Genomic DNA, 25,335 nt, shown 5'->3' on the forward strand with positions numbered 1-25,335 from the left:
GTCTCCTAGCTCAGCCCTTGATACCGGTCTGCGCGATCCCCTGCACCAGCCAGCGCTGGAGGAAGAGGAAGACGAACACCAGGGGGAGGATCGAGATGGCGGTCGCCATGAAGATCAGGTGATAGTTGACGGTCTGGTTGGTCATGTACGACGACAGCGCGACCTGTACCGTCCAGGAGTTCGGGTCCTGGCCGATGACCAGCGGCCACAGGAAGGCGTTCCAGCCGCTGATGAAGGTGATCGTGGCGATGGCGGCGAAGAAGTTGAGCGAGTTGGGGACGACGATCCGCCAGTACGCGCTCCAGTGTCCGAGCCCGTCCACCCGCGCCGCCTCCTCCAGCTCCTTGGGGAACCCCAGGAAGTACTGCCGGAAGAGGAAGCAGGTGAAACCACTGAACAGCCCCGGGATGATGAGGCCCCGGTAGGTGTCCACCCAGCCCAGGGACGACACGAGCACGAAGCTCGGTATGAAGGTGACCGCGGTGGGCACCATCAGGGTCGCCAGGACCAGGTAGAAGACCTTGTTGGCGTGGCGGTAGGGGATGCGGGCGAGGCCGTAGCCGGCCAGCGAGCAGACCAGCAGGGTGCCGGCGGTCATGAGGACGGCGACGACCAGCGAGTTCCACAGGGACCGGCCGAAGTCGACCGTCGTGTCGCCGAACAGCTCGGAGACATTGCCCCACTGCAGGTGCGTGGGGAAGAACTTCCAGTTCTGACCCGTGATCTCCGGGTCCGTGGACAGGGCGTTGCGGACGATCAGATAGAAGGGGATCAGGAACAGCAGCGCGGCGATGCCGACGGCGACGTAGAGGCCGGTGCTTCCGAGAACGCCTCCGCGCTTCACGCGGCGCGCCTTGCCGACCTGGGGTGCGGTGGTGGTCACTTGGTGTCCTCCGCCCTTCCGAAGCCCATGATCTTGCCCTGGAACAGGGTGACGAGGCAGATCAGCACGGTCAGGATGACGGCGCCCGCACTGCCGGCACCGTAGTCCTGGCCCGAGCCGAGGGCCGCCTTGTACAGGACCATGAGGGGGGTCTGACCCCAGGTCGCCCTGGTCGTGATGATGTTGTAGAACTCGTCGAACGCCTGGTAGGCGGCGACGAGGAGCAGCAGGAGCACCGCGGTCGAGGTGGCGCGCAGCTGGGGCAGCGTGATGTGCCGGAAGGTCTGCCAGCCGGGCTTGGCGCCGTCGATCGCGGCGGCCTCGTACAGCTCGCCCGGGATGTTCTGCAGCGCCGCCAGGAACAGGATCATGTAGAAACCGGCCTGCAGCCACAGCCGTACGGTCACGATGACCATCCAGTACCAGGGCGGGCTGGGGTTGGAGACCCAGGCGATGTTGTCGATGCCGAACCAGCCGATGACCGTGTTGGCCAGGCCGAATCGGACGCCGTTGAACAGGGACATCTTCCAGATCAGCGCGGCGGCGACGTAACTGCACGCGGTCGGCAGGAAGAACACCGACCGGAAGAACGCGCGCAGGAAGCGCAGCCGGTGCACCAGCAGGGCGAGGCCCAGCGAGAGCGCCCAGGTGGTGGGCACGATGAACGCGGCGAACACCGTGAAGGTCACCAGGGAGCCGGTGAAGTCGCTGTTCGTCAGCATCTGCCGGTAGTTGTCGAAGCCGACGAAATGGCTGGGGGTGACCGTGAAGCGGGCGTCGAAGAAGCTGAGCCAGATGCTCCAGCCGATGGGTACGAAGACGAAGATCGCCAGACCGATGAGGAACGGTCCGGTGAAGAGCCAGAAGTTGAACGTGTTGCTCGCCCTGAGGCCCCGCCGCGGCCGGGCCCCGGCGGTCTTCGGCACGGTGGGGCGGGCGACCTCGGGCGTGGTGGTGGTCGACATGTCGAGTTCCGTCCGCCGGCCTATCCGAAGAGCTTCTTGAGCTCGCGGCCGATCGTCCTGTCGGCCTTGTCGAGTGCTGCCTCGGGGTCACCGCCCTTGCGGACGCAGTCGGCGAGGACCGAGTCCCAGGCGCTGTACATGGCCTGCGTCCAGCTGATGTCGTCGAAGTGGCCGTAGGTGTTGAAGAGCTGCACGCCCTCGGCGCCCAGGCCCGACTTGAGCTTGTCGGCCTGCGCGGCGATCGACCGGCGTGGCGGGATGTGGAAGCCGTAGGAGGTGGCGAAGTCCTCCTGGTCCTTCGTCCGGTCGATCCACAGCCACTTCACGTACTCCTTGGCCGCGTCCACGTCGTGGCCCTTGGCGTTGACGAACATCGACCAGCCGCCGTTGTAGACGGAGGGCCGTCCGGCGCTGCCGACCTTCGGGAAGGGGAAGACGCCCAGGTCGTCACCGAGGGCCTGCTGCATCGCGGGCATCGCCCACATGCCGGAGAACTGGATGGCGCACAGCCCCTGGCTGATCGCCGACGGATCCCAGAAGTCGGCCGGGGCGTCCAGCAGCAGGCTGCCGCTGGTGAACAGCTTGCGGAGCCGGCGCAGGCCGTCGACGACCGCGTCGGTGTGGTAGCCGATCTCGTTCTTGGCGGTGAGCGGCTCGGCGCCGGCCGACCAGATCAGCGGCAGCTCGATGGCGTGCAGGTCGTTGCCGAGGAAGAGGCCCTTGACCTTGGAGGTGGTGAGCTTGGCGGCGGTCTCGATCAGCTCGTCCAGGGTCTCGGGGACCTTGACGCCCGCCTTCTGGAAGAGCGAGGGCCGGTAGAAGAAGAACTGCGGGTCGTCGATCATCCGGACGCCGTAGACCTTCCCGTCGAACGTGTGCGACGTGATGTCGGCCGGGTCGAAGTCGCTCTTGACCGGGTTGACGATGTCGCTCAGGTCGGCCACCTGCCCGCTCTTGACGAGCTGGATCTGCGGGTGGAACTCGAAGACGTCCGGCGCCTGCTGGGTGAGCAGGGCGGCGAAGAGCTTGGTCTCGTAGTCGCTTCCGGTTATCCACTGCGTGGACACGTCGGCCTTCGGGTACGCCTTCGCGTACCGCTTGACGGCCTGTTCGACCCCGGCCTCGCCATAGGCGTGGAAGTACTGGGTGAGCCGCTTGCCCGATCCGCTCCCGCCGCCCCGGCCGTTGTTGCCGCCGCACGCGGCGAGCGGGGCGGCGACGGCCAGACCGGCGGCGGCCCGGAGTAGCGAACGGCGGTCCCAGTTGCTGTTGCTCTGTGCCGGCATGCTGACGTCCTTGTCTGTCGAAATGCGGCTCGCGGCTCTGCGCCCGACGGCCGAGCGGCTCGGTATTCATGGGGCGGAGCGGGACGTTAACCTTCGGCTAAGGCTTCAGCAAGGGGTTGGACGAAGTCTGTTCGAAGTGTTGTATCCGGTTCGTGATGACGAACAGGAGCGCGGGGCAGGGGGAGATGAGGGCCGCCGGGTCAGGGATGCGGCCGGCGGCCCTCGGTCGGGGGAGCGGGGGCTACTGCCTGGTCCAGGCCTCGTTGGCGCCGCCGTTGCAGCTGTAGAGGATCACCTTGCCGCCGTCGGCGGTCGCCTGTCCGCTGACGTCCAGACATTGGCCCGATGCCTCGTTCACGATCTGCCCGTCGGAGTTCAGCAGCCAGCGCTGGGTGCCGTCACCGGTGGCCTCGGCGCTCGCCGTCGGGCCCCGGACTCCCCGCCGTCAGATAGCCGTTGGCGCCCTTCAGGGTGCCCTTCGCGTCGTACGACCAGGACTGGTCCGCCGAGCCCGTGCACGAGGCGATCGCGGCACCCGAGGCACCGGCCGTCAGGCACTTGCCGGACTGCCGGCCGGCCAGGGCGCCGGTGACCGCCGAACTCCCGTGTCCCTTGCGGTCGAAGACGTACGTCGTGATCGAGCGGGGCGCGAGCGTGGCGGACACGGTCCCGCCGTCGACCGACGGCGTCGCGACGGCCGCCCAGTTCTCGTCGGCCGAGGTCCGCACCGCCTGCGTCGCCCGCACCGGCGTGCCGCTGTTGAAGTGCAGGTTCAGAGGGGTGTCGGTGGTGTTGTGGTTGTTCACCACGACGACCCACTGGCCGCCTCGGTCGTACGACGACACCTCGACGCCGTCCGGCGCCCCGGTCACGTTGTGCGCGACCGACCCCGGCCGGACGAACTTGCTGTACTGGCCGAGCGCGTAGTACCGCTTGGTGAAGTACAGCTTCTGGTTGCCGTTCGTCGCGTAGTCGGGGTCGTAGTAGATCAGGCCGTCGTTCCAGCCCTGGTCGTTGTGGGCGGTCGGATCGGTGCCGTAACCGCTGGCCAGCGCCACCCACCACTGGAACGCCGAGTCGTGGGAGGTCGCGAAGTCCTTGTAGATGATCCGCGACGTCAGCAGGGCGTTGTCGATCGTCGGGTCGTACTCCTGGTTCCAGCCCGTCGTGCCCTTGCCGAAGCAGCAGATCTCGGTGGCCCAGGAGCTCTTGCCGACCGACCTCGACGTCTCGTAGACATTGCCGAGCCGGCCGTCGTCGGGGTTGTCGTACGTGTGATGGGCCAGCTTGTCGACGTACTGGGCGGTGCCCGGCTGTGCGATCCACTGCGGCACTTCGCTGGTGAACTGCGTGGTCCTGCTGGACTCGTCGGCGATGATGCCGGTCCGCTGGTGCCGGGCCCGCTGCTCGGCGCCCAGCGCGCGCACGATGTCGTCACGCTGGTCGACCGGCACCGGCATGCCCTCCTGGCCGCAGTCGGCGAAACTGTTGTCCGGCTCGTTGAACGGGCTGATGTAGTCGAGCCGTACGCCCTGCCGCGCGAAGTGATCGGTCACGTCGGCGACGTACTTCGCGAAGTCGGCCTCGTTCTCCGCCTTCAACTGGCCGCCGCAGCTCCTGCCGTTCGTCGTCCACCGGGCAGGTGCGCTGTTGACGAAGCCGATCAGGTCCTTGACCCCGTACTTCGCCGCGTACGTGAGGAAGGTCCGGCCGCCCTTGTCCTTGCTCCAGTCGTAGGAGCCGTCGGCCTTCAGGAAGTCCTCGGCGGCGCGAGCCGGAGTGGTGACCGCGGTGCCGCCGCCACCGATGTTGTAGCGGTACGAGCTGAGGTCCAACCCCTGCTTCGAGAAGAGGAGTTGGGCGACCCTGGCCTGCACCTTCGGGTCGAAGTGCTGGAGGTCGTCGACCCACCAGGCACCCGAGGCGCCGATGTCGTCGATGGTCTGGGCGGCGTGGGGGGAGACCTCGGCGGCGGCCGGGGCGGCGGTGGCACTCGCGGGTGGGGAGACGAGCAGAGCCGCGCCGACGGCCAGTGCGGCCGAGGCTGCCGGCAGCAGGAATCTCTTGCGGGGGTGAGACACGTGCATCCCTTCCGTCGTCATGAAGGCGGTGCGGTACGGCTCCTCGCGGGCGTGGTAGTGCGCTTGGCGGTGGTGCCGGTCCTGTGGCCGACGGACTGCAGCGCCCCTTCCAGCGCGAACGTCGCCGCGCCGAGGGACACCGGGTCGGTGGGGATCGGCGAGAGGACGATCTCGGTCGCGGCCAGCGGCCGGCGCAGCGTGTGCCGGGTGACGGCCCGGCGGACCTCGTCGAGCAGCGGCTCGCCGAGCCGGGCGGCGACCCAGCTGCTGAGCACGACCACTTCGGGATTGAGGAGGTTGATCAGGTCGGAGATCCCGGCGCCGAGGTAACGGGCCGTGTCCCGGACCACCTTGAGCGCCACCGGATCGCCCGCCGCGCCCGCACGGGCCAGCGCGTCGATGGTGGCCGTCTGGTCCTCGGGGTGCAACAGGGCGGAGCGCGGGCTCAGTTCGCGCAGATTCTGCATGATGCCGGGCGCGCCGACGTACGTCTCGACACAGCCGTGGTTGCCGCAGTGGCACAGCCGGCCGTCCAGCACGAGCGTGGTGTGCCCCCATTCGCCGGCGCTGTTGCTCACCCCCCGGTGCAGTCCGCCGCCGAGGGCCAGACCGGCACCGACTCCCGTGCCCAGATTGACCACCACCGCGTCCCCGCGGCCCCGCGCGGCCCCGAACCACAGCTCCGCCACCGCGCAGGCGCGCAGCGGATTGTCCAGGTACAGGGGGTAGGCGATGTGTTCGGCGAGCAGATCGAGGAAGGGCACGTCGTGCCAGTTCCAGTTGGGCGCGTACTCCGCGACGCCGCTGTCCCGGTCCACCTGGCCCGGCACGCTGACCCCGACGCCGAGCACCCGGGCCGCCTCGACCCCGGCCTGCGCCACCACCGAGCCGACGGTGGCGGCGACCTGCCCGACCACCTGCTCCGGGCGGCTCTCGCCGGGCCGCATGTCCTCGTCGGCGCGGGCCAGCACGTTCAGTGCCAGGTCGAACAGCTCGACGTGGACGTACGTCTCCGCGATGTCCACACCGATCAGCGCGCCGCCCGACGCGTTGACGGCCACCAGGCCCCGTGGCCGGCCGCCGGCCGAGTCCTCGAACCCGACCTCGGTGATCATGCGGAGGTCCAGCAGCTCGCCGACCAGCGTGGCGACCGTGGCCAGGCTCAGGCCGGTGGCGGCAGCCAGCTCCTGCCGGGAGGTGGGAGACTCGGCGATGATCTGGCGCAGCACCTCGTAGCGGTTCGCGGTGCGGATGTCACGTGATGTGCGCTTCACGCGGGTGCCCCTCCCATCCCTTCCAGATCGGGCCGGGGCGGCATCGGCACCGGCGCGGCCGTCAGGCTATGGGCTGCGAGCGGCTTTCGACAAGGGGTTAGGAAAGGGGCTGTAGGAAGTCGCGGGTCCGGCACCTCGACGCCGCCGGGCGGCGGACGCGGCCGTCAGTCGGTCAGGAGATCCCGCACGACGGCGTTGGTGAACTTTCCGGTCGGGTCCAGGGAGCGGGCGAGGGCGCGGAAATCGGGGACGCGTGTGTACCGCCGACGGACGACGGCCGACGGGATCTCGTACACCTTCCCCCAGTGCGGACGCGGATCGAACCGGGCCAGCACCTCCTCCAGCCGGCGCACCACCGGGCGGACGGCCGCCTCGTCCCGCACCCAGGTGAAGTGAAGTGCCACCGAGTTCCGCCCGTGGGCGGGGCTGAGCCACTGGGTGTCGGCGGCGACCGTCCGTACCTCGCAGGTCTGCAGCACCCCGGCGACCGTCGACCGGATACTGTCGATCGCATCGAGCGCGTCCCTCGCCGCCGTACGCGGCAGCAGATACTCCGACTGGATCTCCTCGCCGCTGCTCGGCGTGAACTCCGCCCGGAAGTGCGGCAATCGCTCGTGCCAGGGGCCCGGCACGCCCAACTGCTCGGTGCAGTTGCCCGCGGGCATGCCCGGCACCGGGTGCAGCGCGACGTCCGCGGCCGTCGCCCACGGGAAGTCCACCACCGGCTGGTCCGTGCGCCGCTTGACCCACACCTGCCGGAACCCCGGCTCCCGCCAGTCGGTGAACAGGCTCACGCTGTATCCGGCGGCGGCCACGGCCGCGAAGTCCAGCCCGTGCAGCGGGAGTTCGGTGAAGACGTGCTGCTCCACCTCGTATGCCGGCTCCAGTTCGAGGGTGAGCGCGGTGACCACGCCCAGCGCGCCCAGCGAGGTCACGGCACCGTCGAAGCGCGGGTCGCCGCGGCCGATCGTCACCGCGGAGCCGTCCGCGAGGACCAGTTCCACCTCGCGTACGGCCGAGGCGAGCGGTCCGTTGCGGACGCCCGAGCCGTGGGTGCCGGTCGCCACCGAACCGGCCACCGAGATGTGCGGCAGGGACGCCATGTTGGGCAGGGCGAGGCCGTGCGCGTGGACCGCGCGGGCCAGTTCCGCGTAGCGCACCCCGCCCGCCACCCGGACCGTGTGCGCGGCCGCGTCGACCTCGATCTCCGGCGGCAGCCCGGCGGTGGACAGCAGCACGCCGTCCGGGCCCGGGTCGGCGATCCGGTTGAAGGAGTGCCCGCTGCCCAGCACCCGCACCCGCGCACTGCTCGCCACCAGCGCCGCGAGCGCGTCGAGCGAGCGCGGACGGTGGAACTCGCGCGCGCTGTACGTGATGGTGCGCGCCCAGTTGGTGATCGTCCCGGCGGTCTCGGCCGTCCCTGTCATCGGTGCGTCCCCTCTGGAGTCTGCGGATGCACCGACCCTCTCACCCGCCCTCGGCCGTCAGGGAAGCCGTCTGCGGATTTCGTTGCCACGATCGTCTTTTTCAGCGTATTCGAAATTTTGCTGGCCTCTTGAGCACGATATCGGTACTTTCGGCTCCATGACCCAGGAACCGCTTCCCGCCCGGCTGCCCGTCACCGACCGTACTCGTCACCGCAGGCTGCGCGAGCAGGGCCGCCTGGAGCGGGCGGAGCTGGAGGCGGTCCTCGACGCCGCCTTCGTCTGTCACCTGGGCGTCCTGGTCGAGGGGCGGCCCGTCGTCGTGCCGACCGTCTACGGGCGCGACGAGCGGTGGCTGTATCTGCACGGCTCCGTGGCCAGCCGCAGCCTGGCCGGGGACACCCCCGTGTGCGTGACCGTCACGCACGTCGACGGGCTGGTGCTCGCCCGGTCCGTCTTCGAGCACGGCGTCAACTACCGCAGCGCCATGATCCACGGCACGGCCCGCAAGGTCACCGACCCCGAGGAGAAACTGGAGGGCCTGCGCCTGCTCACCGAGCACTCCGCGCCGGGACAGTGGTCCTACGCCCGCCGGCCCAGCCGCAAGGAACTGGCCGCCACCACCCTCCTCGCCCTCTCCCTGGACGAGGCCTCCGTCAAGATCCGCACCGGCGCCCCGGAGGACGGCGACGGACCCGACGCGGCCCTCGGTCTGTGGGCCGGGGTCCTGCCGCTGACCGCGGTCTGGGGCACCCCGGAGCCCGACCCGGCACTGCCGCCCGGCACCGCCGCACCGGAGCACATCGCGCGCCGTGCGGGGACCCGGCACGGCTGAGCCGGAGGCGGGGGCATACGGTGAGAGCCGCACGCCTGAGCCGGGAGGAGACAGACGGATGGGCAGTCGTACCGCGCTGGTCGAGGATCTGATGGAGCGCTTCCCGCATGTGCCACGGGAGGCCGTCTTCAAGGAGGACCTGCTCCGTGGCGGCGTCGCCTTCGACCCGTCCGCCCTCAGCGACAACGAGAGCGGCGAGGTCAAGCCGAAGTCGTACTTCATCTTCTCCTTCGACCACGGCACCCTGCCCGAGCTGGGCGAGGCCGCGCTCCGGCGCCCGCCGGAGGAGATCATCCTCACCGGCGGGCCGTACGACCTGCGCCGTACCGTCGTCTCCGTACGGGTGAATCCGGCCTCTCCGTACCGGGTGGCCGCCGACGACGAGGGGCTGCTCGGGCTCTACCTCGACGGCAAGCGCATCGCGGACGTCGGCGTGCCGCCCATGCCGGAGTACTACCGGCACACCCTCTCCAACGGGAAGTCCGTGATGGAGGTGGCCCCGACGATCCAGTGGGGCTATCTGATCTACCTCACCGTCTTCCGGGTCTGCCAGTACTTCGGCGCCAAGGAGGAGTGCCAGTACTGCGACATCAACCACAACTGGCGCCAGCACAAGGCGGCCGGGCGGCCGTACACCGGCGTGAAGGACGTCGACGAGGTCCTGGAAGCCCTGGAGATCATCGACCGGTACGACACCCAGAAGGCCTCCACCGCGTACACGCTGACCGGCGGCGCCATCACCTCCAAGCTCCAGGGCCGTGACGAGGCCGACTTCTACGGCATGTACGCCAAGGCCATCGAGGAGCACTTCCCGAACCGCTGGATCGGCAAGGTCGTCGCCCAGGCGCTGCCCAAGGACGACGTGCAGCGCTTCAAGGACTACGGCGTGCAGATCTACCACCCCAACTTCGAGGTGTGGGACCGCCGGCTGTTCGAGCTGTACTGCCCCGGCAAGGAGCGCTACGTCGGCCGTGACGAGTGGCACAAGCGGATCTTGGACTCCGCCGAGGTGTTCGGCGCGCGCAACGTGATCCCGAACTTCGTGGCGGGCGTGGAGATGGCCGAGCCGTTCGGGTTCACGACGGTGGACGAGGCGATCGCGTCGACCACCGAGGGGCTGCGCTTCTTCATGTCGCACGGCATCACGCCCCGCTTCACCACCTGGTGCCCGGAGCCCACCACCCCGCTCGGCAAGGCCAACCCGCAGGGTGCGCCGCTCGAGTACCACATCCGGCTGCTGCAGGCCTATCGCCAGACCATGGACGACTTCGGGCTCTCCTCCCCGCCCGGTTACGGCCCGCCCGGACCCGGCAACGCGGTCTTCTCCGTCAGCTCCTTCATGGACAGCCTGCCCGCGGCCGAGTCGACGGAGGGGGCGGGTACGGCAGAGGCGACAGCCGAGGCGTGACCCGCGACCGGCCGGCGGGGCGGTGAGCGAAACGGTGCCCGTGTCCGTACCAGAGGCCGGAGTCGGGGGTCCGTCGCGTCCCGCATACGTCCCGCCACCTTGCGTCACCGGATGTGAACAGGCCGCTTGTCAGTTGTGTCGAGGCCGTGAAAGGCTCGGTGCCCTGCCGCGAGGTTCCCAGCAACTCCCTTTCACCTATGGTGAGTTGACCTCGCTCGTGGATGCAGGAGTCCCATGCCCGACCTGCCGACCCCCCAGGATCCCGCCGAGGCCGCGCTGTTCTCGGAGGGCTGGGACGCGGTGCTCAGTCACGCGGACCTGTGCACCTCCGGGTCCCTGACGGCCCATCAACTGGCGACCGAGGCCTTCACGCTCGGCGTGCGTGAGGTCCGGGCGGCCGAGCGCACCCATGTACGCGGCGCCGGCCGCCGCACCGCACGGCTGCCGACGATACCGGCGCTGCTCACCGCCGTACGCGACACGGCCGCCGGCTGGGAGGCCGACGGCCGGGGGCACAGGCTCGATCCCGACCTCAGACTGTGGCTCAACTCCGGCCAGGCGGCCCGCTTCTCGGGTCCGCCGCTGGAGCGGCCGATCGCGCTGCGCGGTCTCAGGGACATGCAGGAGGCCGACGCCTCACTGCTCTGGCTGGCCGAGGTGGAGGCGCTGCCCCTGCCCGCCGTGGCCCGCCGGCTGGGCCTGGACCCGGCCACCGTCGGCGGCGAACTCGAACAGGTCCGCACCCTGTTCCGGGACCGCTGCCACCGCGCCCACCTGGACACCCCGCTGGACGCGCAGTGCCGCTCCTACGCCCGCCTGCTGGACGCCGTCACCCGCTCGCCGGCCGCCGACGCCCCCGAGGACCTCTCCCGGCACCTCGCCACCTGCGTGCGCTGCGCCGAGGCCGCCGCCTGTCTGCGCCTGCACGGCGGCGGACTGCCCGCCGCGCTGGCCGGCGGAGTGGTCGGCTGGGGCGGCCTGGCCTATCTGGAGCGCCGCCGGCGCGCCGCCGAGGTCCGCCTCGGCGCGGGCCGCCCGGGCGGCGCCGATCCGGCCACCGGCGCTCCGGAAGAGGGCGGCGGCCGCAGCCGGGTGCTGCGCGGCAGCCTGCTCGCGGCCGCCGTACTGCTCTCCGCGCTGGCGCTCGGCGTGTCGATGATGCCGTTGGGCGGCTCCGGCGACGACGCGGCCGCCGCCCGCGACGACCGTCAGCCGGTCGCCGACCCCAGCGTCTCCCGCTCCGCCGGCCGCACCTCCTCACCGCCTGCCCCGACCCCCTCCGCCACCACCCCGTCCGCGGCCCCCTCCGCGACCCGTACGACGGCGAACCCCGGCCGTACGCAGCCCGGTCCCGAACCGCAGGGCAGCACCTCCTCGGCCGCACACCGGGCCGGAGGCACCGCGGACCCCGCCCCCACCTGCCGGGCCGCCTACGACCTCGTCAACCAGTGGTCCGACGGCTTCCAGGCCACCGTCACCGTCACCACCGACCGGCCCCTCACCGACTGGCGCGTGTCCTGGTCCTTCCGTGACGGCCAGCGGATCGGCCAGATGTGGGACGCGGCAGTCCACCAGGACGGCCCGCGCGTCACCGCCGGCGCCGCCGACTACAACCGCACCGTCGCCGCGCACGGCACCTTGTCCTTCGGCTTCATCGCCTCGTGGCAGGGCGCGAACCGGTCACCCCACGACCTCACGCTCAACGGGGCGGCCTGCGCGGCTGGTTGAGCGCCCGGACCACCGGCGCGCAGGACGTCCGGTCTCCCGGCGTCGTCGGTTGCGGCGACGGCCGTGCAGGCGACGATACGGAGATCCGGGCCGGGGACCATGAGGACGCCGAGGTCGAGGGCCGGATCGCCGACCACGGGATGTTCGACGGTCTTGCGGTCGCCGGTGTGCGGGCCCGCGCTGCCGTTGGACCACAGGCGGGCGAAGCGGGGGCTGGTGTGCGGCAGCCGGTCGACCAGCGGGGCGAGTCGGGTGTCGTCGGGGTGGGCCGCGGCCGTGACCCGCAGGTCGGCGATGAGATTGCCCCGGTCCCAGCCGCACGTACGAGGGACGCCGATGGTGGCGGTCCGCATCCGGGTCCAGCTGACCGGCGTCCAGCCGGCGGCGCAGACCACGACCGGCGCGTCGCCCGGCTGCCGCACAAGTCGGCACTCTCCCGGGCGAGCGGCGCGACTGCGCAGCGGCCTCGGACGCCATTGGCCGAAACCGGGCCTGGTCAACGGCACCGGCAACGCGGCTGAGGCCGGTGGGGGTGCGGCGAGGCACACGCGTACGGGGTCGGCCGCTGACCCGCCGGCAGGCCGTGGCACGTCCAGCACTTGTCGGCGCGAGTGAGCACGGGTGGGTCGCACGCTGTTCCGCGTGCGGCCCACCCGTGCCGGAGTCACGGGCTGCCGAGGGTCAGCGGACCGGCAGGACCTGGGTGTGGTCCTTCTGGACGGCCTGCAGGTTGTGGGGGTTCAGGCCCAGCAGGGACAGGATCGTCGGAGCGATCTGGGTGGTCTCGACCTGAGCGGACTTGGTCACGCCCGCGGGGGTGCCTGCGCCGGAGATGACGAGCGGGACGTTCAGGTCGTCAGCGTGGGCGCCGCCGTGCTCGGCGATCTTCTTGGTGCCGCCCGTGTAGACCACGCCGTACTTGGCGATGCCGAACAGGTCCGGGACCCGGGCGTCACCGGGCTTGACACCGAAGTACGCGGCGGCCTCCTTGCCCGCGTAGACCCTCCTGAGCCCTGCGTTCGTGAAGGACTTGGTGGGCTTGCCGTTGATGTCGGTGCCCTTGCCGCTCTGCGCCAGCAGGTACTGCTTGGCGAACGAGGTGGCCTCGGCGGAGCGGTCGTTCAGCCACAGCAACATGCCGTCGTCGTCCACGGAGTGCGCGACGAGATCGCCGGCGGCCGGATGCCGCTTCTTCCAGGCGGCGTTGAGCCCGTCGAGCAGCGGACCGTCGTCGACGCGGGTCAGGGCCGCGGGGTCGGTGGGCGACTGGCCGTGTTTGGCGGACAGAACGATGTCCGTGCTGGAGGCCAGGCCCTTGGCGTGGATCTCCTTGACCATCGCGCCGACCTGGGTGTTGACGTAGTCGAGGTTCTTCTGCAGCAGGGGGCCGGGGACGCCCTTGGAGGCGTAGCCGCCCTTGAGGCCCTCGGAGGAGGGCAACTTCTGCGCGGTGGAGACCGACTGGAAGTTCATGCCGAAGATCGCCGGGGTGCCGACCTTGTGGCTGCCGCTGTGGTCGTAGCCGTCGATCTCGTTGAGGACGGCCTTGACCTTGTAGCTGTCGTACTGCTCGGTCGCCTTGTTGTCGGTGGTCCAGTCGTTCCCGGCCGGGTAGCCGTTGGCATCGCTGTTGATCTCCGGGGAGAACTGGTCCTGGATGCCGGTGCCCGAGGGGCCGTTGAGGATGTCGTAGGCGATGTGCTTGTCCGACCAGGCGGTCCGCAGGCCGGCCTTGCGGGCCACGTTGAAGACCGTGTTCACCTGCAGGTACGAGTGCGGGTAGACCGGCTTGCAGGTCCTGGGGTCGACCGGCAGCCTGCTCGGGTCGAGCAGGCTCTGCGGCCGGCCGGTCATCTGCAGGATGCCGCCGGGCAGGTTCTTCAGGCCCTGGCCGGCATCGAGGGAGGCCTTGTTCTTGTCCATGTCCTCGGTCATGTCCACCTCGGCGCCGGGCTTGACGCCCTTGCAGTGGGTGGTGCCGGCCGGGAGCAGGGCGTGGTTGTACACGTCGTCGTAGTAGATGCCGGTGGTGCCCGGGCCGCCACCGGTGACCTGGGCGGTCATGCCGGGAAAGGAGTCCGAGGGGGTGGTGGTGCGCGCGTTGGCGTAGTGCACGCCGCCGTTCACCAGCCGGGCCAGCGCGGATCCGGGGTGGCGGGCGATGTACCAGGCCAGGTCCGACTGGTGCAGACCGTCGACCGACAGCAGGAGGACGTGCTTGGCGGCTGCGGGCTGTTGCGGCGCGGCGGAGGAACCGGTGAGCTCCGACGCCGCGGCGAGCGAGCCTCCGGCGAGGGTGGTGGCGACGCCGAGGGCGGCGGCCAGTCGTATGGATCGGCGGGTCACAACTCACTCCAGTTGCTACTGGTGACGCGGGCAGTGATACGGGATATGAGTAACTGTCGCTTCTGTCACGACAACAGCCGGAATCTGAACATTTGATAAACCCGCCGTGTTTGCTTCTCCACGGACGACCGCGGGCCCGTGGCGACGGAGCGACGGAGCGACGGAGCGACGGAAGTGAAGCAGGCGCTGGCCCCGACCACCTTGCACGAGACTTTGGCCGAAGACGTTGAGAAGAGGTTGAGAAGACGTTGAGCAGGGCGCGCAGCGTCCCCGTCACGCACGCCGCCACTCTGCGCCGCACCCGGTTCGCCGCCCGCCGCGGTCAGTCGTGTGGAGAACGCCTCCCTGGTCTCCGGCTGACCTCACTCTTCTCTCACGGGTCCGTCCTCGCCTTCCTCGCATCCTCGGGCCCCCCTACGGCTGGGACGGGGAATGGGAAGCCGAGTTCGCTCCCCATGCCGAGCAGGGCTTCCTGCCCGGCCGTGTCGACCGCGGGCAAGGACGCCACCGCCGCCTCACAGGCGGAAATGGACGCCTATCACATCGCAGTCACCAAAAAGCAGCAAGAACAGGCGAAATGGCGGCAGTGGTACGAGGAGCAGCTGCAGAAGAGCCAACAGAAGGACGACGACGGCAGCTGGGTACCGGGCTGGCTCAAGGACACCGCCAACACGATCGGCGACTACGGGCAGGCGATCCTCGGTAACTCCGACATCTGGGCAGGTCTGTTCGAGACGGGCGCCGGCATGATCGGCGTCGGGGGAGGCGCCTCGATCGACGTCGCGGGCGGAGGCCTGTGCCTGACCATCATCGGCTGCATCGAGGGAGCACCGGTGATCGTCGCCGGCACCGGGACAGCGGGCGCGGGAATCTACGGAATCACCGACGGCATCGGTCGATTCAGCAATGGCCTCGGACAGGCCCTGCGTGAGGCCCGGCAAGAGGAAGCCGGCGGTGCGGAGGAGAGCTGCGGCCAGTGCTTCGTGGCCGGCACGAAAGTGCTCATGGCCGGTGGCTCGACGAAGAGGATCGAGGACATCACGGAAGGCGACAAGGTCGTCGCGACAGACAGGCGGAACCTGATGCGGCTCCTCGAACAGGACGCCCTGTGGGCCTGCCGGAAAACTCGGTGGCGTCGGAATGCGGGCGCCCCTAGGCTCAGGTTCGCTTCACGCAGTGGCTGTTGGCCGCTGCTGTCGGCCGCGTGACGAACGGGAGGTGTGACCGATGGCTGTCTCTGTGATGGGCGTTGCCCGCAACCAGAAGTGCATCCACTCCACCTCCGTGGCCTCCGGCTGACCTTTCGCACCGCGCACACGTGCGCGGAGCCGGGGCCGCCCCTGTGAAGGGCTCCCCTTGAATCTCTCTTCTCTTTCGGCTTCTTCCGCTTCGTCGCACCCTCTGGCCCGCTACGGCTGGGACGAGGGCTGGGAGGCCGAGTTCGCTCCGCATGCCGCGGATGGGCTGATGCCCGGCCGGGTTGTCCGGGTCGACCGCGGTCAGTGCGACGTCGTGACAGCGGTCGGCGTCGTCCGTGCCGACACCGAGTTCGTCGTTCCCCGTGACCCGATGAAGGTGGTGTGCACGGGGGACTGGGTCGCCGTCGACCCCGAGGGCGGCGATCCGCGGTACGTGCGGACGCTGCTGCCCCGCCGTACCGCGTTCGTACGCTCGACGTCGTCGAAGCGTTCCGACGGCCAGGTGCTGGCCACCAACATCGATCACGTCGTCATCTGTGTGTCGCTCGCGTTCGAACTGGACCTCGGGCGGATCGAGCGGTTCCTGGCGCTCGCCATGGCCAGTTCGAGTGGTGAGGCCCTGCTGCATAAGCCGGCCCTCTCCCGGGAGTCCGGCGCCCAGCCCGTCGTCGTCCTCACCAAGGCCGACCTCGTCACGGACCCGGTCACCCTCGCCCACCTCGTCCACGACGTGGAGACCAGCGCGCCCGGCGTGCCCGTGCTCACCGTCAGCTCCCTGCACGGCGACGGGCTCGACGTCCTCGTCGCGCTGGTCGGCTCCGGTACGTCCGTGCTGCTCGGCCAGTCCGGCGCGGGCAAGTCCACGCTGGCCAACGCCCTCGTCGGCGACGACGTCATGGACGTACGGGCCGCGCGGGACGTCGACGGCAAGGGGCGGCACACCACGACCACCCGCAATCTGCTCGCCCTGCCCTCTGGCGGGGTCCTCATCGACACCCCCGGGCTGCGGGGCGTCGGCCTGTTCGACGCCGAGAGCGGGGTCGGCCAGGTGTTCTCCGAGATCGAGGAACTGGCCGAGCGCTGCCGCTTCCACGACTGCGCCCACGAGGCCGAGCCGGACTGCGCGGTGCGCTGCGCCGTGGAGAGCGGCGAACTGCCCGTGCGGCGCCTGGAGAGCTACCGCAAGCTCATGCGGGAGAACCAGTGGATCGTCGCCAAGACCGATGCACGGGTCCGTGCCGACCTGCGGCGCGAATGGCGCCGCAAGGGCGCGGAGGGCAGGGCGGCGATGGAGGCCAAGCGGGGGAGGTGGGTGTAGCGGGGCAGGTCAGCTCCACGTCCGATTTCCGCTAGCCCGTCCTCGTCCGGCGGCCCACACTGGGAGGCGTGATGGACGAGGACAGCAGGTACGAGGCCGTGCGCAGCCGGGACGGGCGGTTCGACGGGGCGTTCTTCTTCGCCGTCGAGACCACCGGGATCTACTGCCGCCCGAGCTGCCCGGCGGTGACGCCGAAGCGGCACAACGTGCGGTTCTTCGCGACGGCCGCCGCCGCGCAGGGCTCCGGATTCCGGGCCTGCCGCCGGTGCCGGCCGGACGCGGTGCCGGGGTCGGCGGAGTGGAACGCGCGCGCGGACGTCGTCGGCCGGGCCATGCGGCTCATCGCCGACGGCGTCGTGGACCGCGAGGGCGTCGCCGGGCTCGCCTCCCGGCTCGGCTACAGCGCCCGGCAGGTCCAGCGGCAGCTCACCGCCGAACTCGGCGCCGGGCCCGTGGCGCTCGCCCGGGCCCAGCGGGCGCACACCGCGCGGGTGCTGCTGCAGACCACCGACCTGCCGGTCACCGAGATCGCGTTCGCGTCCGGGTTCGCCAGCGTGCGGCAGTTCAACGACACCGTCCGCGAGGTGTACGCCTCGACACCGACCGAGGTGCGCGCCGCCGCACCCCGCGGCCGGGGCAGCCGCCGGGCCACCCCGGGCGCCGGCATCCCGCTGCGGCTCGCCCACCGGGGCCCGTACCAGGCCGCCGCCGTCTTCGACCAGCTGGCGAGGGAGGCGGTCGCTGGTGTCGAGGAGGTCTCCGGCCCCCCGGGCGGCCGTACCTACCGGCGCACCCTGCGGCTGCCGTACGGCACCGGGATCGTAGCCGTCGAGGAGCACGCACAGGCGCAGAGGACCGGCACCCGCCCGGGCGGCTGGCTCGACGCACGGCTGCACCTCACCGACCCCAGGGACCTGACCACCGCGGTGCAGCGGCTGCGCCGGCTGTTCGACCTCGACGCCGACCCGTACGCCGTCGACGAACGGCTCGGCGCCGACCCGCGGCTCGCCCCGCTGGTCGCCGCCCGGCCCGGACTGCGCTCGCCCGGCACCGTGGACCCGCTGGAGGCCGCCGTGCGCGCGCTGGTGGGCAGCGCGGCCGCCGAGCCGCTGGTCCGCCGGTACGGCAAGGCGCTCGACGCGCCCTGCGGCAGCCTCACCCATCTCTTCCCGGAGCCCGCCGCGCTCGCCGAGGCCGAGCCGGACGGCCCGCTGGGCGCGCTCGCCGCGGCCCTCGCCGACGGGACCGTACGACTGGACGCGGGCGCCGACCGGGACGACGCCGAGGCGGCCCTGCACGCCCTGCCCGGCATGGACCCGGCCGCCGTCGCCGCCGTACGCGTCCGCGCCCTCGGCGATCCGGACGTCGGCCCGCCCGGCACCCAGGTCCCCGACGGCTGGCGGCCCTGGCGGTCGTACGCCGTCCAACACCTCGTCGTGGAAGGGGAGTCGACCCGATGACCACGGTGTACTGGACGCGCCTCGACGCCCCCGTCGGTCCGCTGCTGCTCACCGCCGACCCGGACGGCGCGCTCACCTCGCTGTCCGTGCCCGGGCAGAAGGGCGGGCGGACCGTCCAGGAGGGGTGGCGGTGCGATGCCGGGCCGTTCCGGGCCGCCGGGGAGCAGCTCGCCGCCTACTTCGCCGGTGAACTCACCGTGTTCCGGCTGCCGTTGGCTGCCCACGGCACCGCGTTCCGGCAGCGGGTGTGGGCCGCGCTGGACGACGTGCCGTACGGCACCACCGTCACCTACGGGGACATCGCCGCGCGCATCGGCTCCTCCCGCGCGGCCGTTCGCGCCGTCGGCGGGGCGATCGGCGCCAACCCCCTGCTGATCGTGCGCCCCTGCCACCGGGTGATCGGTGCGAACGGCTCGATGACCGGGTACGCGGGCGGAGTCGAGCGCAAGGTCTGGCTGCTGACCCTGGAGGGCGCGCTCGACGCCGCCTCGTAGCCCTCCCGCCCCGCCGTCTCCCGCCCTCCCGTCCCGCCGTCTCCCGCCCTCCCGTCCCCGCGTTACGCCGACCGGGTGGACCCTCGCCGATGATCCGGTGCCGTGGCCCGGTCGTGTGGCACGGTCACCTCCGACGAGGCACGGGGAAGGGCGGTCGGACACATGGCCAAGGTCGGACGGATCCTCGCGGTGCTGCTCCTCGCGATGCTGCCCGCCCTGACGACGCCTGCCGTCGCCCAGCCGGAACGGCAGCCGGAGCCGCCGCAGACACCTGCGTCCTGGACCGGCAGCTGGGAGAGCGCGCCGTCCGGCACCGCCGCCGCCCGGCCCGGCGCCGCCTTCCGCGACGTCGTCCACCTCAGCGTCGGCGGCGACGCCGTGCGCGTCCGCCTCAGCAACCGGCTCGGCACCGCGCCGCTGCGCCTCGGCGCGGTCACCGTCGCGCTGCGCGCGGCGGGCCCCGAGGCCCTGCCCGGCACCCTGCGCACCGCCACCTTCCGGGGTGCCGCGTCCGTCACCGTCCCGCCGGGCCAGGACACGGTCACCGACCCGGTGCCGCTGCGCGTCCCGGCCGCCGCCGACCTCCTCGTCACCGTGTACACCCCGGACGACAGCGGCCCCGCGACCTCCCACGAGGTGGCCCTGCAGACCAGCTATGTGGCCCCGGCCGGCGCGGGCCGCGCCGCCGACGAGGCCGGTACCGCGTACACGACCACCGTCAGCCGCTGGTACTACGTCACCGGCGTCGACGTCCTCGGCTCCGCCACCGGCAGCGTCGTGGCGTTCGGCGACTCACTCACCGACGGAAACGGCTCCACCCCCGACGCCAACCACCGCTGGCCCGACCGGCTCGCCGGGTATCTGCGCGCGAACCGGTTCGGCGTCCTGAACGCCGGGATCTCCGGGAACCGGCTGCTGCGCGACGGCTCCGGGCCGAGCGCCCTCACGCGCGTCGACGCCGACGCCCTGGACCGGGCGGGCGTACGGGTCCTGGTGGTCCTGGAGGGCATCAACGACATCAAGGGAACCCCCAGGGCCGACGACGTCACGGCGTACGCCGACGCCTACCGCGCCCTCGTCGCCCGCGCCCACGCCCGGGGCATCCGGGTCGTCGGGGTCACCCTCACCCCGTTCCACGGCTACTCCGCCTACACGGACGCCCGCGAGGCGGTACGGCAGCGGGTCAACGCCTTCATCCGGACCGGCGGTGCCTTCGACGCGGTCGCCGACGCCGACGCCGCCGTACGCGACCCCGCCGATCCGACCCGCATTCTGCCCGCCTACGACCCCGGCGACCACCTGCACTTCGACGACACGGGCATGGCGGCCGTCGCCGACACCGTCCGCCGGGCCCTCGCCGGGGCGCCCCTCGCCTGGGCGCCGTGACGGATCAGCCCCACAGCACCGCCCCCAGCCACGCCCCCGCGATCAGCAGACAGGCGAACAGCTCGGCCAGCACGCTGGAGCCGCCCGAGCGCATCGCCGTACGCAGAGCGGCCAGCGCCTCGCCGTGCCGGCCCAGCCGCAGCCGCTCGTGCACATAGATCCCCGCCATGAAGCCCGGCAGCGCGCCCAGCACGGGCAGCAGCACGAAACCGACTAGCGCCCCGCCGCCCGCGTACACCGCCATCCGGGGCGTGGCGCCGCTCTGCCGCAGCCGGCGCGGCGGCAGCGCCCAGCGCACCACCAGCGACAGCAACAGCACCCCCGTGGCGCCCACCAGAACACCCCAGGCCACCGGCTGCGGATCCGTCAGCGCCCACCACAGCACCGCGGCCCACACCAGCCACGATCCCGGCACCCCGGGCACCAGTACTCCGCACAGGCCGAGCACGATGACCACGCCGACCAGCAGGAGTTGCGACACTCCCATCTGCCCAGAGTGCCGGAGAAGCCATCGAACGGCAGGACAATGGCGGGTCCGGTGCGCGGGAGGCTACGAGCGGGTCACCCAGCCCCGCTCGTACGCGTGCCAGCCCAGCTGCAGCCGGGTCGTCACACCGGCCAGCTCCATCAGCCGCCGCACCCGGCGCTGCACGGTCCGCAGGCCCAGGTCGAGCTGCTTGGCCACGCTCGCGTCCGTCAGCCCGGCCAGCAGCAGCGACAGCACCTCCAGATCGGTGCCGTCCGGGCCGTCCGGCCGCTCCTCGGCCACCCCCGAGGCGCCGCCCAGCCGCAGTGGCAGCGCCTCCCGCCACACCGACTCGAACAGGCCGCACAGCAGCTCCAGCAGTCCGCTGGCGTGCACCACCAGCGCGGCCGGCTCCGCCGTCGTGGAGGTCAGCGGCACCATCGCCAGCGAGCGGTCGGCCACCACCAGCTTCGTCGGCACCCGGTCCACCGCGCGCACCCGCTCGTCCCGGCCCAGCGCGGCCGTCAGCTCGGTCAGCGCGTGCGGCAGATCCAGCACCGCGCGCTCCACGACGACCCGGTAGCGCACCCCGCGCCCGGCCGCCTGCTCCTCCGCCTCGTTCTCCATGCCGGGCACGACCACCGGACTGGCGGTGACCAGCGCGCACACCTCGTCCGCCGCGCCCAGCTGCAACTGCAGGAACCGCTGGGCGACCGCCGAGGCACCGGTCACCACCTCCACCAGATCGTGCACCGCCGGTTCGGCCGCCGCTGCCCGGTACTCCTCGGACAGCAGCGCCGCCGCCAGTTCCGCCTTCTCCAGCTCGTGCCGCTGCTGGGTGAGCAGCGCGCCCAGCGCCACCCCCGGCGGAGCCGCCACCCAGCGGCCCGGCCGGGCCGGGGACTGCGCGGCGAGCCCCTGCCGCTCCAGCCGGCGCAGCGCCCGCTCGGTGTCCGGCTCGCCCAGCGTCAGGCGGCGCGCCAGATCGCTCACCTCGGCCGCGCCGACGGACACCAGCGCCCGGTACGCCGCCTCGTGCGTGTCGTCCAGCCCTATCGCTGCCAGCATCGGTCTACGCCCCTCCCTGGATCACGGCCTGGCGGAAACCGGCCACGGCACAAACCCGCCGTCGAACATCATCGCCGTACCGGAGGTGACTCTGCCAAGGTGGCAGCACCCGGGACGCGTGATCGCGATCGCGATTCACAGCTTCGTCCCAGGAAACCAAGCCACAATCCGGCCATCCGACCGGTGCCGTTCACGGCGCGGTCGCACGGAGCGTGGCCCGGGCCCGTACGTGTGCGCAGGCATGCGAAGGGGATTCGGGGCCGGGCCACTGCAGTCGTCGCCGGGCGGTCCTCCCGTGGGGGGTGGGGCCGTCCGGCGGCCATCAGCCGTGTCTCGTACGGCTGTTCACCACTTCACTCGATACGCCCCTCGGCGCGGCCGGGTGCGCCCGTTTTTCCCGATGCCCCGTTTCCGGACGGCCCGTGCGGTGGACAATCAGGGGCATGAGCGAGCAGGGGGGAAGGCCCGCCGGTCGGCCGGACGACTGGTGGGGACAGCTGTACGACGACTCCACGGAGGACACGGGACCCACGACCGCACCCGATTCCGTGGACGACCGCTTCGCCTCCGCGAAGAACACACTGACGGGCCACCCACCGACGGCACTCCCGCGTGATGCGGAGCCGGGTGACGGTGGCGCCGGACGCCGTGACCGCGAGTCGGCCGGGACAGGGCCCCGCGAGGCCCCGCTGCCGGCGCAACGCACGACCGGGCCTCCGAGCGCCGCGTCGCCTGCGGTTCCCGCGTCTCCTCCCCCTCCCGGCGCCACGACGGCCGCTTCCTTCCGGGAGCCTGCGCCGCCGACCGTCGAGCCCCGGGAGCCGGAGCCGGCCGCACCTTCGCCCCCGCCCCCCTCCGCCCTCGACTACGTCGGCTCCGGACCCCCCACCTACGACCCGGAGCCCACCGCGCTGCCCGCCGCCGAGCCGGACGGGCTCGGGGAGCTGGTCGCGGACACCGTGCTGGACGGGGCCCGGTACGGGGCGTGCACGGTGCGGGCCGTGTCGCTGCGCGGGGACTCGGCGCGGTACCGGGGCGAGCCGCGGCGCGACGCGTTGCTCACGGCCCGGTTCGGCACGGGGGAGCAGGCGCTGGTGCTCGTCGCGATGGCGAGCGGCGTACGCGCCACGCCGGGCGCGCACCTGGCGGCGGCCGAGGCGTGCCGGTGGATCGGGCGGGCCGTGGGCCACAGCCGGCAACGGCTGGTGGAGGACCTCCGGGCCGCCCGGCGCGGGCAGCTGAAGTCGGGGCTGCACCGGCTGACCGACCGCAGCCTCGGCCGGCTCCGCGCGAGCGCCGCCGAGCAGGGCGTCGACCCGGACGCGTACACGGCGAGCCTGCGCTGTCTGCTGCTGCCCGCCGACCCCGACTGCCGTACGCGCGTGTTCTTCGGCGTCGGCGACGGCGGACTGTTCCGGCTGCGGGACGGCGCCTGGCAGGACATCGAGCCGCGGCTCACGCCCGCCGAGGCGCCCGACGGCGACCGGTTCACCATGGACCTCGGCATCCCGACCCCGCCGAGCCCCTACGAGCCCGCCCCGCAGCCGCCCCCGGAGCCGTTCCGGTTCCGGGCCTCTCTCGCCCGCCCGGGTGACGCGCTGGTGATGTGCAGCGCGGGCCTGGCCGAGCCGCTGCGCGGCGAGCCCGCGCTCTGCGCCTACCTGGCCCGTCGCTGGTCCGGCCGTACCCCGCCGGGCCTCGCCGCGTTCCTCGCCGACGCCCAGGTACGGGTGAAGGGTTACGCCGACGACCGTACGGCGGCGGCCGTGTGGGAGGCGTAACGGCCGCCCGTGTGACTGTATGGGGGCATGGCCAAACAGAACGTCGCCGAGCAGTTCGTCGACATCCTCGTCCGCGCCGGCGTGCGCCGTCTGTACGGCGTGGTCGGCGACAGCCTCAACCCGGTCGTGGACGCCGTCCGCCGCACTTCCGCCATCGACTGGATCCACGTCCGCCACGAGGAGACCGCCGCGTTCGCGGCCGGCGCCGAGGCTCAGATCACCGGCAAGCTGGCCGCCTGTGCAGGCTCCTGCGGCCCGGGCAACCTGCATCTGATCAACGGCCTGTACGACGCGCACCGCTCGATGGCCCCCGTGCTCGCCCTCGCCTCGCACATCCCCTCCAGCGAGATCGGCCTCGGCTACTTCCAGGAGACGCACCCCGACCGGCTCTTCGCCGAGTGCAGCCACTACAGCGAGCTGATCTCCAACCCGAAGCAGATGCCCCGGCTGCTGCAGACCGCCATCCAGCACGCGGTCGGACAGAGCGGGGTCAGCGTGGTCACGCTGCCCGGTGACATCGCCGCCGAACCGGCCCCGGACAAGGCCGCGCAGAGCGCCCTCGTCACCTCCCGGCCCACCGTCCGGCCCGGCGACGCCGAGCTCGACGCGCTCGTGGAGATGATCGACGCGGCCGGCCGGGTGACCCTCTTCTGCGGCAGCGGCACGGCGGGCGCGCACGCAGAGGTCATGGAGTTCGCCGGGCGGATCAAGTCCCCGGTGGGGCACGCCCTGCGCGGCAAGGAGTGGATCCAGTACGACAACCCGTACGACGTCGGCATGAGCGGTCTGCTCGGCTACGGCGCCGCCTACGAGGCCACCCATGAGTGCGACCTGCTGATCCTGGTCGGAACCGACTTCCCGTACAGCGCGTTCCTGCCCGACGACGTGAAGATCGCGCAGATCGACGTACGGCCCGAGGTGCTCGGGCGCCGCTCCCGGCTCGACCTCGCGGTGTGGGGCGACGTGGGCGAGACGCTGCGCTGTCTGATCCCGCGCGTCAAGGAGAAGACGGACCGGCGCTTCCTCGACAAGATGCTGAAGAAGCACGCCGACGCGCTGGAGGGCGTGGTCAAGGCCTACACGCGCAAGGTCGACAAGCACGTCCCGATCCACCCCGAGTACGTGGCCGCCGTCCTGGACGAAGTCGCTGACGACGACGCCGTGTTCACGGTCGACACGGGGATGTGCAACGTGTGGGCCGCGCGGTACGTCTCGCCCAACGGGCGCCGCCGGATCATCGGTTCGTTCTCGCACGGGTCGATGGCGAACGCGCTGCCCATGGCGATCGGCGCCCAGTTCACCGACCGGCGCCGGCAGGTGGTGTCCATGTCCGGCGACGGCGGATTCGCCATGCTGATGGGTGACTTCCTGACGCTCGTGCAGTACGACCTCCCGGTCAAGGTCGTCCTGTTCGACAACTCCTCTCTCGGCATGGTCGAGTTGGAGATGCTGGTCGCCGGGCTGCCCTCGTACGGCACCACCAACGTCAACCCCGACTTCGCCGCCGTCGCCCGGGCCTGCGGTGCCTACGGGGTGCGGGTGGAGAAGCCCAAGCAGCTCGCCGGTGCCCTCAAGGACGCCTTCAGGCACAAGGGGCCGGCCCTGGTGGACGTCGTCACCGATCCCAACGCGCTGTCCATCCCGCCGAAGATCAGCGCCGAGATGGTCACCGGGTTCGCCCTGTCCGCCTCCAGGATCGTGCTGGACGGCGGCGTCGGCCGGATGCTTCAGATGGCCCGCTCCAATCTGCGCAACGTGCCCCGCCCCTAGGCCCTGGCGGGGCCCTGACGGGGAACAGCGGACCGGAGGGGCGGATTTCGGCCAGTTTCACGGCGTGTGACGGTGTGCCGACGGCCGGTGCCGGGCGCATCTGCCCTGCCGTCCCGGGGCGTCCGTGGCGCCCAGCGCCGCCCCGGGAGCCGGGAACGCGGGT

General features: G+C 71.8%; 18 protein-coding genes and 2 pseudogenes. 10 read left to right on the forward strand and 10 right to left on the reverse strand.

All coding sequences use genetic code 11. The annotated features are described in order from the left end of the window. Positions 1 to 10: 10 nt before the first annotated feature. The 6 genes and pseudogenes from ADK64_RS06430 to ADK64_RS06455 all read right to left on the reverse strand — a co-directional run bounded on the left by ADK64_RS06430 (position 11) and on the right by ADK64_RS06455 (position 7,916). Positions 11 to 883 (reverse strand): carbohydrate ABC transporter permease, encoded by an 873-nt coding sequence (locus ADK64_RS06430; RefSeq protein ID WP_053655910.1) that lies wholly within the window; start codon positions 881 to 883, stop codon positions 11 to 13. Beyond that, complete coding sequence (locus ADK64_RS06435; RefSeq protein ID WP_053655912.1) at positions 880 to 1,848, reverse strand: carbohydrate ABC transporter permease; 969 nt, start codon at positions 1,846 to 1,848, stop codon at positions 880 to 882. Before ADK64_RS06435 ends, ADK64_RS06430 begins: the two co-directional genes overlap by 4 nt. A gap of 20 nt (positions 1,849 to 1,868) precedes the next feature. Beyond that, complete coding sequence (locus ADK64_RS06440) at positions 1,869 to 3,134, reverse strand: ABC transporter substrate-binding protein (protein ID WP_053655914.1); 1,266 nt, start codon at positions 3,132 to 3,134, stop codon at positions 1,869 to 1,871. Positions 3,135 to 3,375: 241 nt separating this feature from the next. Continuing rightward, positions 3,376 to 5,221, reverse strand: a pseudogene (locus ADK64_RS06445) (glycoside hydrolase). 11 nt (positions 5,222 to 5,232) lie between these two features. Then, positions 5,233 to 6,489: an ROK family transcriptional regulator gene (locus tag ADK64_RS06450; RefSeq protein WP_053655916.1), complete on the reverse strand. Its 1,257-nt coding sequence runs from the start codon at positions 6,487 to 6,489 to the stop codon at positions 5,233 to 5,235. A 164-nt stretch (positions 6,490 to 6,653) separates the two neighbouring features. Further along, positions 6,654 to 7,916 (reverse strand): FAD-binding protein, encoded by a 1,263-nt coding sequence (locus ADK64_RS06455; protein ID WP_053655917.1) that lies wholly within the window; start codon positions 7,914 to 7,916, stop codon positions 6,654 to 6,656. Positions 7,917 to 8,073: 157 nt separating this feature from the next. Between ADK64_RS06455 and ADK64_RS06460 the strand changes: the two genes are divergently transcribed. The 3 genes from ADK64_RS06460 (at position 8,074) to ADK64_RS06470 (ending at position 11,884) form a co-directional block, all read left to right on the forward strand. Beyond that, a complete protein-coding gene (locus ADK64_RS06460) occupies positions 8,074 to 8,748 on the forward strand; it encodes a pyridoxamine 5'-phosphate oxidase family protein (protein ID WP_053655919.1) in 675 nt (224 codons plus the stop codon). 58 nt (positions 8,749 to 8,806) lie between these two features. Next, the gene (locus tag ADK64_RS06465) at positions 8,807 to 10,156 is read left to right on the forward strand and encodes a radical SAM protein (RefSeq protein WP_053655922.1); all 1,350 of its coding nucleotides are present in this window, start codon (positions 8,807 to 8,809) and stop codon (positions 10,154 to 10,156) included. 234 nt (positions 10,157 to 10,390) lie between these two features. Continuing rightward, positions 10,391 to 11,884: a cellulose-binding domain-containing protein gene (locus ADK64_RS06470; RefSeq protein ID WP_053655924.1), complete on the forward strand. Its 1,494-nt coding sequence runs from the start codon at positions 10,391 to 10,393 to the stop codon at positions 11,882 to 11,884. Between the two features lie 92 nt (positions 11,885 to 11,976). Here the strand turns inward: ADK64_RS06470 and ADK64_RS47005 are convergent. Beyond that, positions 11,977 to 12,237 (reverse strand): annotated as a pseudogene (locus ADK64_RS47005) (transcriptional regulator); the annotation flags it as partial. A 328-nt stretch (positions 12,238 to 12,565) separates the two neighbouring features. Further along, complete coding sequence (locus ADK64_RS06475) at positions 12,566 to 14,230, reverse strand: alkaline phosphatase family protein (protein WP_078992511.1); 1,665 nt, start codon at positions 14,228 to 14,230, stop codon at positions 12,566 to 12,568. Positions 14,231 to 14,712: 482 nt separating this feature from the next. Here ADK64_RS06475 and ADK64_RS45795 point away from each other — a divergent pair, with 482 nt between their 5' ends. The 5 genes from ADK64_RS45795 to ADK64_RS06500 all read left to right on the forward strand — a co-directional run bounded on the left by ADK64_RS45795 (position 14,713) and on the right by ADK64_RS06500 (position 20,087). Next, entirely contained in the window at positions 14,713 to 15,438 is a 726-nt protein-coding gene (locus ADK64_RS45795) for a hypothetical protein (RefSeq protein ID WP_159046173.1), read from the forward strand. A gap of 148 nt (positions 15,439 to 15,586) precedes the next feature. Then, positions 15,587 to 16,747 carry a ribosome small subunit-dependent GTPase A gene (rsgA, locus tag ADK64_RS06485; protein WP_053655928.1) on the forward strand — a complete coding sequence of 387 codons (1,161 nt, stop codon included), beginning with the start codon at positions 15,587 to 15,589 and terminating at the stop codon, positions 16,745 to 16,747. 71 nt (positions 16,748 to 16,818) lie between these two features. Next, positions 16,819 to 18,207 carry a DNA-3-methyladenine glycosylase 2 family protein gene (locus ADK64_RS06490; protein WP_107092927.1) on the forward strand — a complete coding sequence of 463 codons (1,389 nt, stop codon included), beginning with the start codon at positions 16,819 to 16,821 and terminating at the stop codon, positions 18,205 to 18,207. Beyond that, positions 18,204 to 18,701 carry a methylated-DNA--[protein]-cysteine S-methyltransferase gene (locus ADK64_RS06495; RefSeq protein ID WP_053655932.1) on the forward strand — a complete coding sequence of 166 codons (498 nt, stop codon included), beginning with the start codon at positions 18,204 to 18,206 and terminating at the stop codon, positions 18,699 to 18,701. Before ADK64_RS06490 ends, ADK64_RS06495 begins: the two co-directional genes overlap by 4 nt. Before the next feature lie 162 nt (positions 18,702 to 18,863). Then, entirely contained in the window at positions 18,864 to 20,087 is a 1,224-nt protein-coding gene (locus ADK64_RS06500) for a GDSL-type esterase/lipase family protein (protein WP_053655934.1), read from the forward strand. A gap of 4 nt (positions 20,088 to 20,091) precedes the next feature. Here ADK64_RS06500 and ADK64_RS06505 read toward each other — a convergent pair whose 3' ends face one another. Together ADK64_RS06505 and ADK64_RS06510 are read right to left on the reverse strand one after the other, a co-directional pair. Continuing rightward, positions 20,092 to 20,574, reverse strand: a complete 483-nt coding sequence (locus ADK64_RS06505) for a DUF456 domain-containing protein (RefSeq protein ID WP_053655936.1) — start codon at positions 20,572 to 20,574, stop codon at positions 20,092 to 20,094. Positions 20,575 to 20,637: 63 nt separating this feature from the next. Then, complete coding sequence (locus ADK64_RS06510) at positions 20,638 to 21,621, reverse strand: helix-turn-helix transcriptional regulator (RefSeq protein WP_053655938.1); 984 nt, start codon at positions 21,619 to 21,621, stop codon at positions 20,638 to 20,640. A 443-nt stretch (positions 21,622 to 22,064) separates the two neighbouring features. Between ADK64_RS06510 and ADK64_RS06515 the strand changes: the two genes are divergently transcribed. Together ADK64_RS06515 and ADK64_RS06520 are read left to right on the forward strand one after the other, a co-directional pair. Continuing rightward, positions 22,065 to 23,402 (forward strand): protein phosphatase 2C domain-containing protein, encoded by a 1,338-nt coding sequence (locus tag ADK64_RS06515; RefSeq protein WP_053655940.1) that lies wholly within the window; start codon positions 22,065 to 22,067, stop codon positions 23,400 to 23,402. Positions 23,403 to 23,429: 27 nt separating this feature from the next. Next, entirely contained in the window at positions 23,430 to 25,172 is a 1,743-nt protein-coding gene (locus ADK64_RS06520; protein WP_053655942.1) for a pyruvate dehydrogenase, read from the forward strand. The last annotated feature ends 163 nt before the right edge of the window (positions 25,173 to 25,335 follow it).

Origin of the sequence: Streptomyces sp. MMG1121 (assembly GCF_001280015.1) — a bacterium.
In the GTDB taxonomy this organism is placed as follows: domain Bacteria; phylum Actinomycetota; class Actinomycetes; order Streptomycetales; family Streptomycetaceae; genus Streptomyces.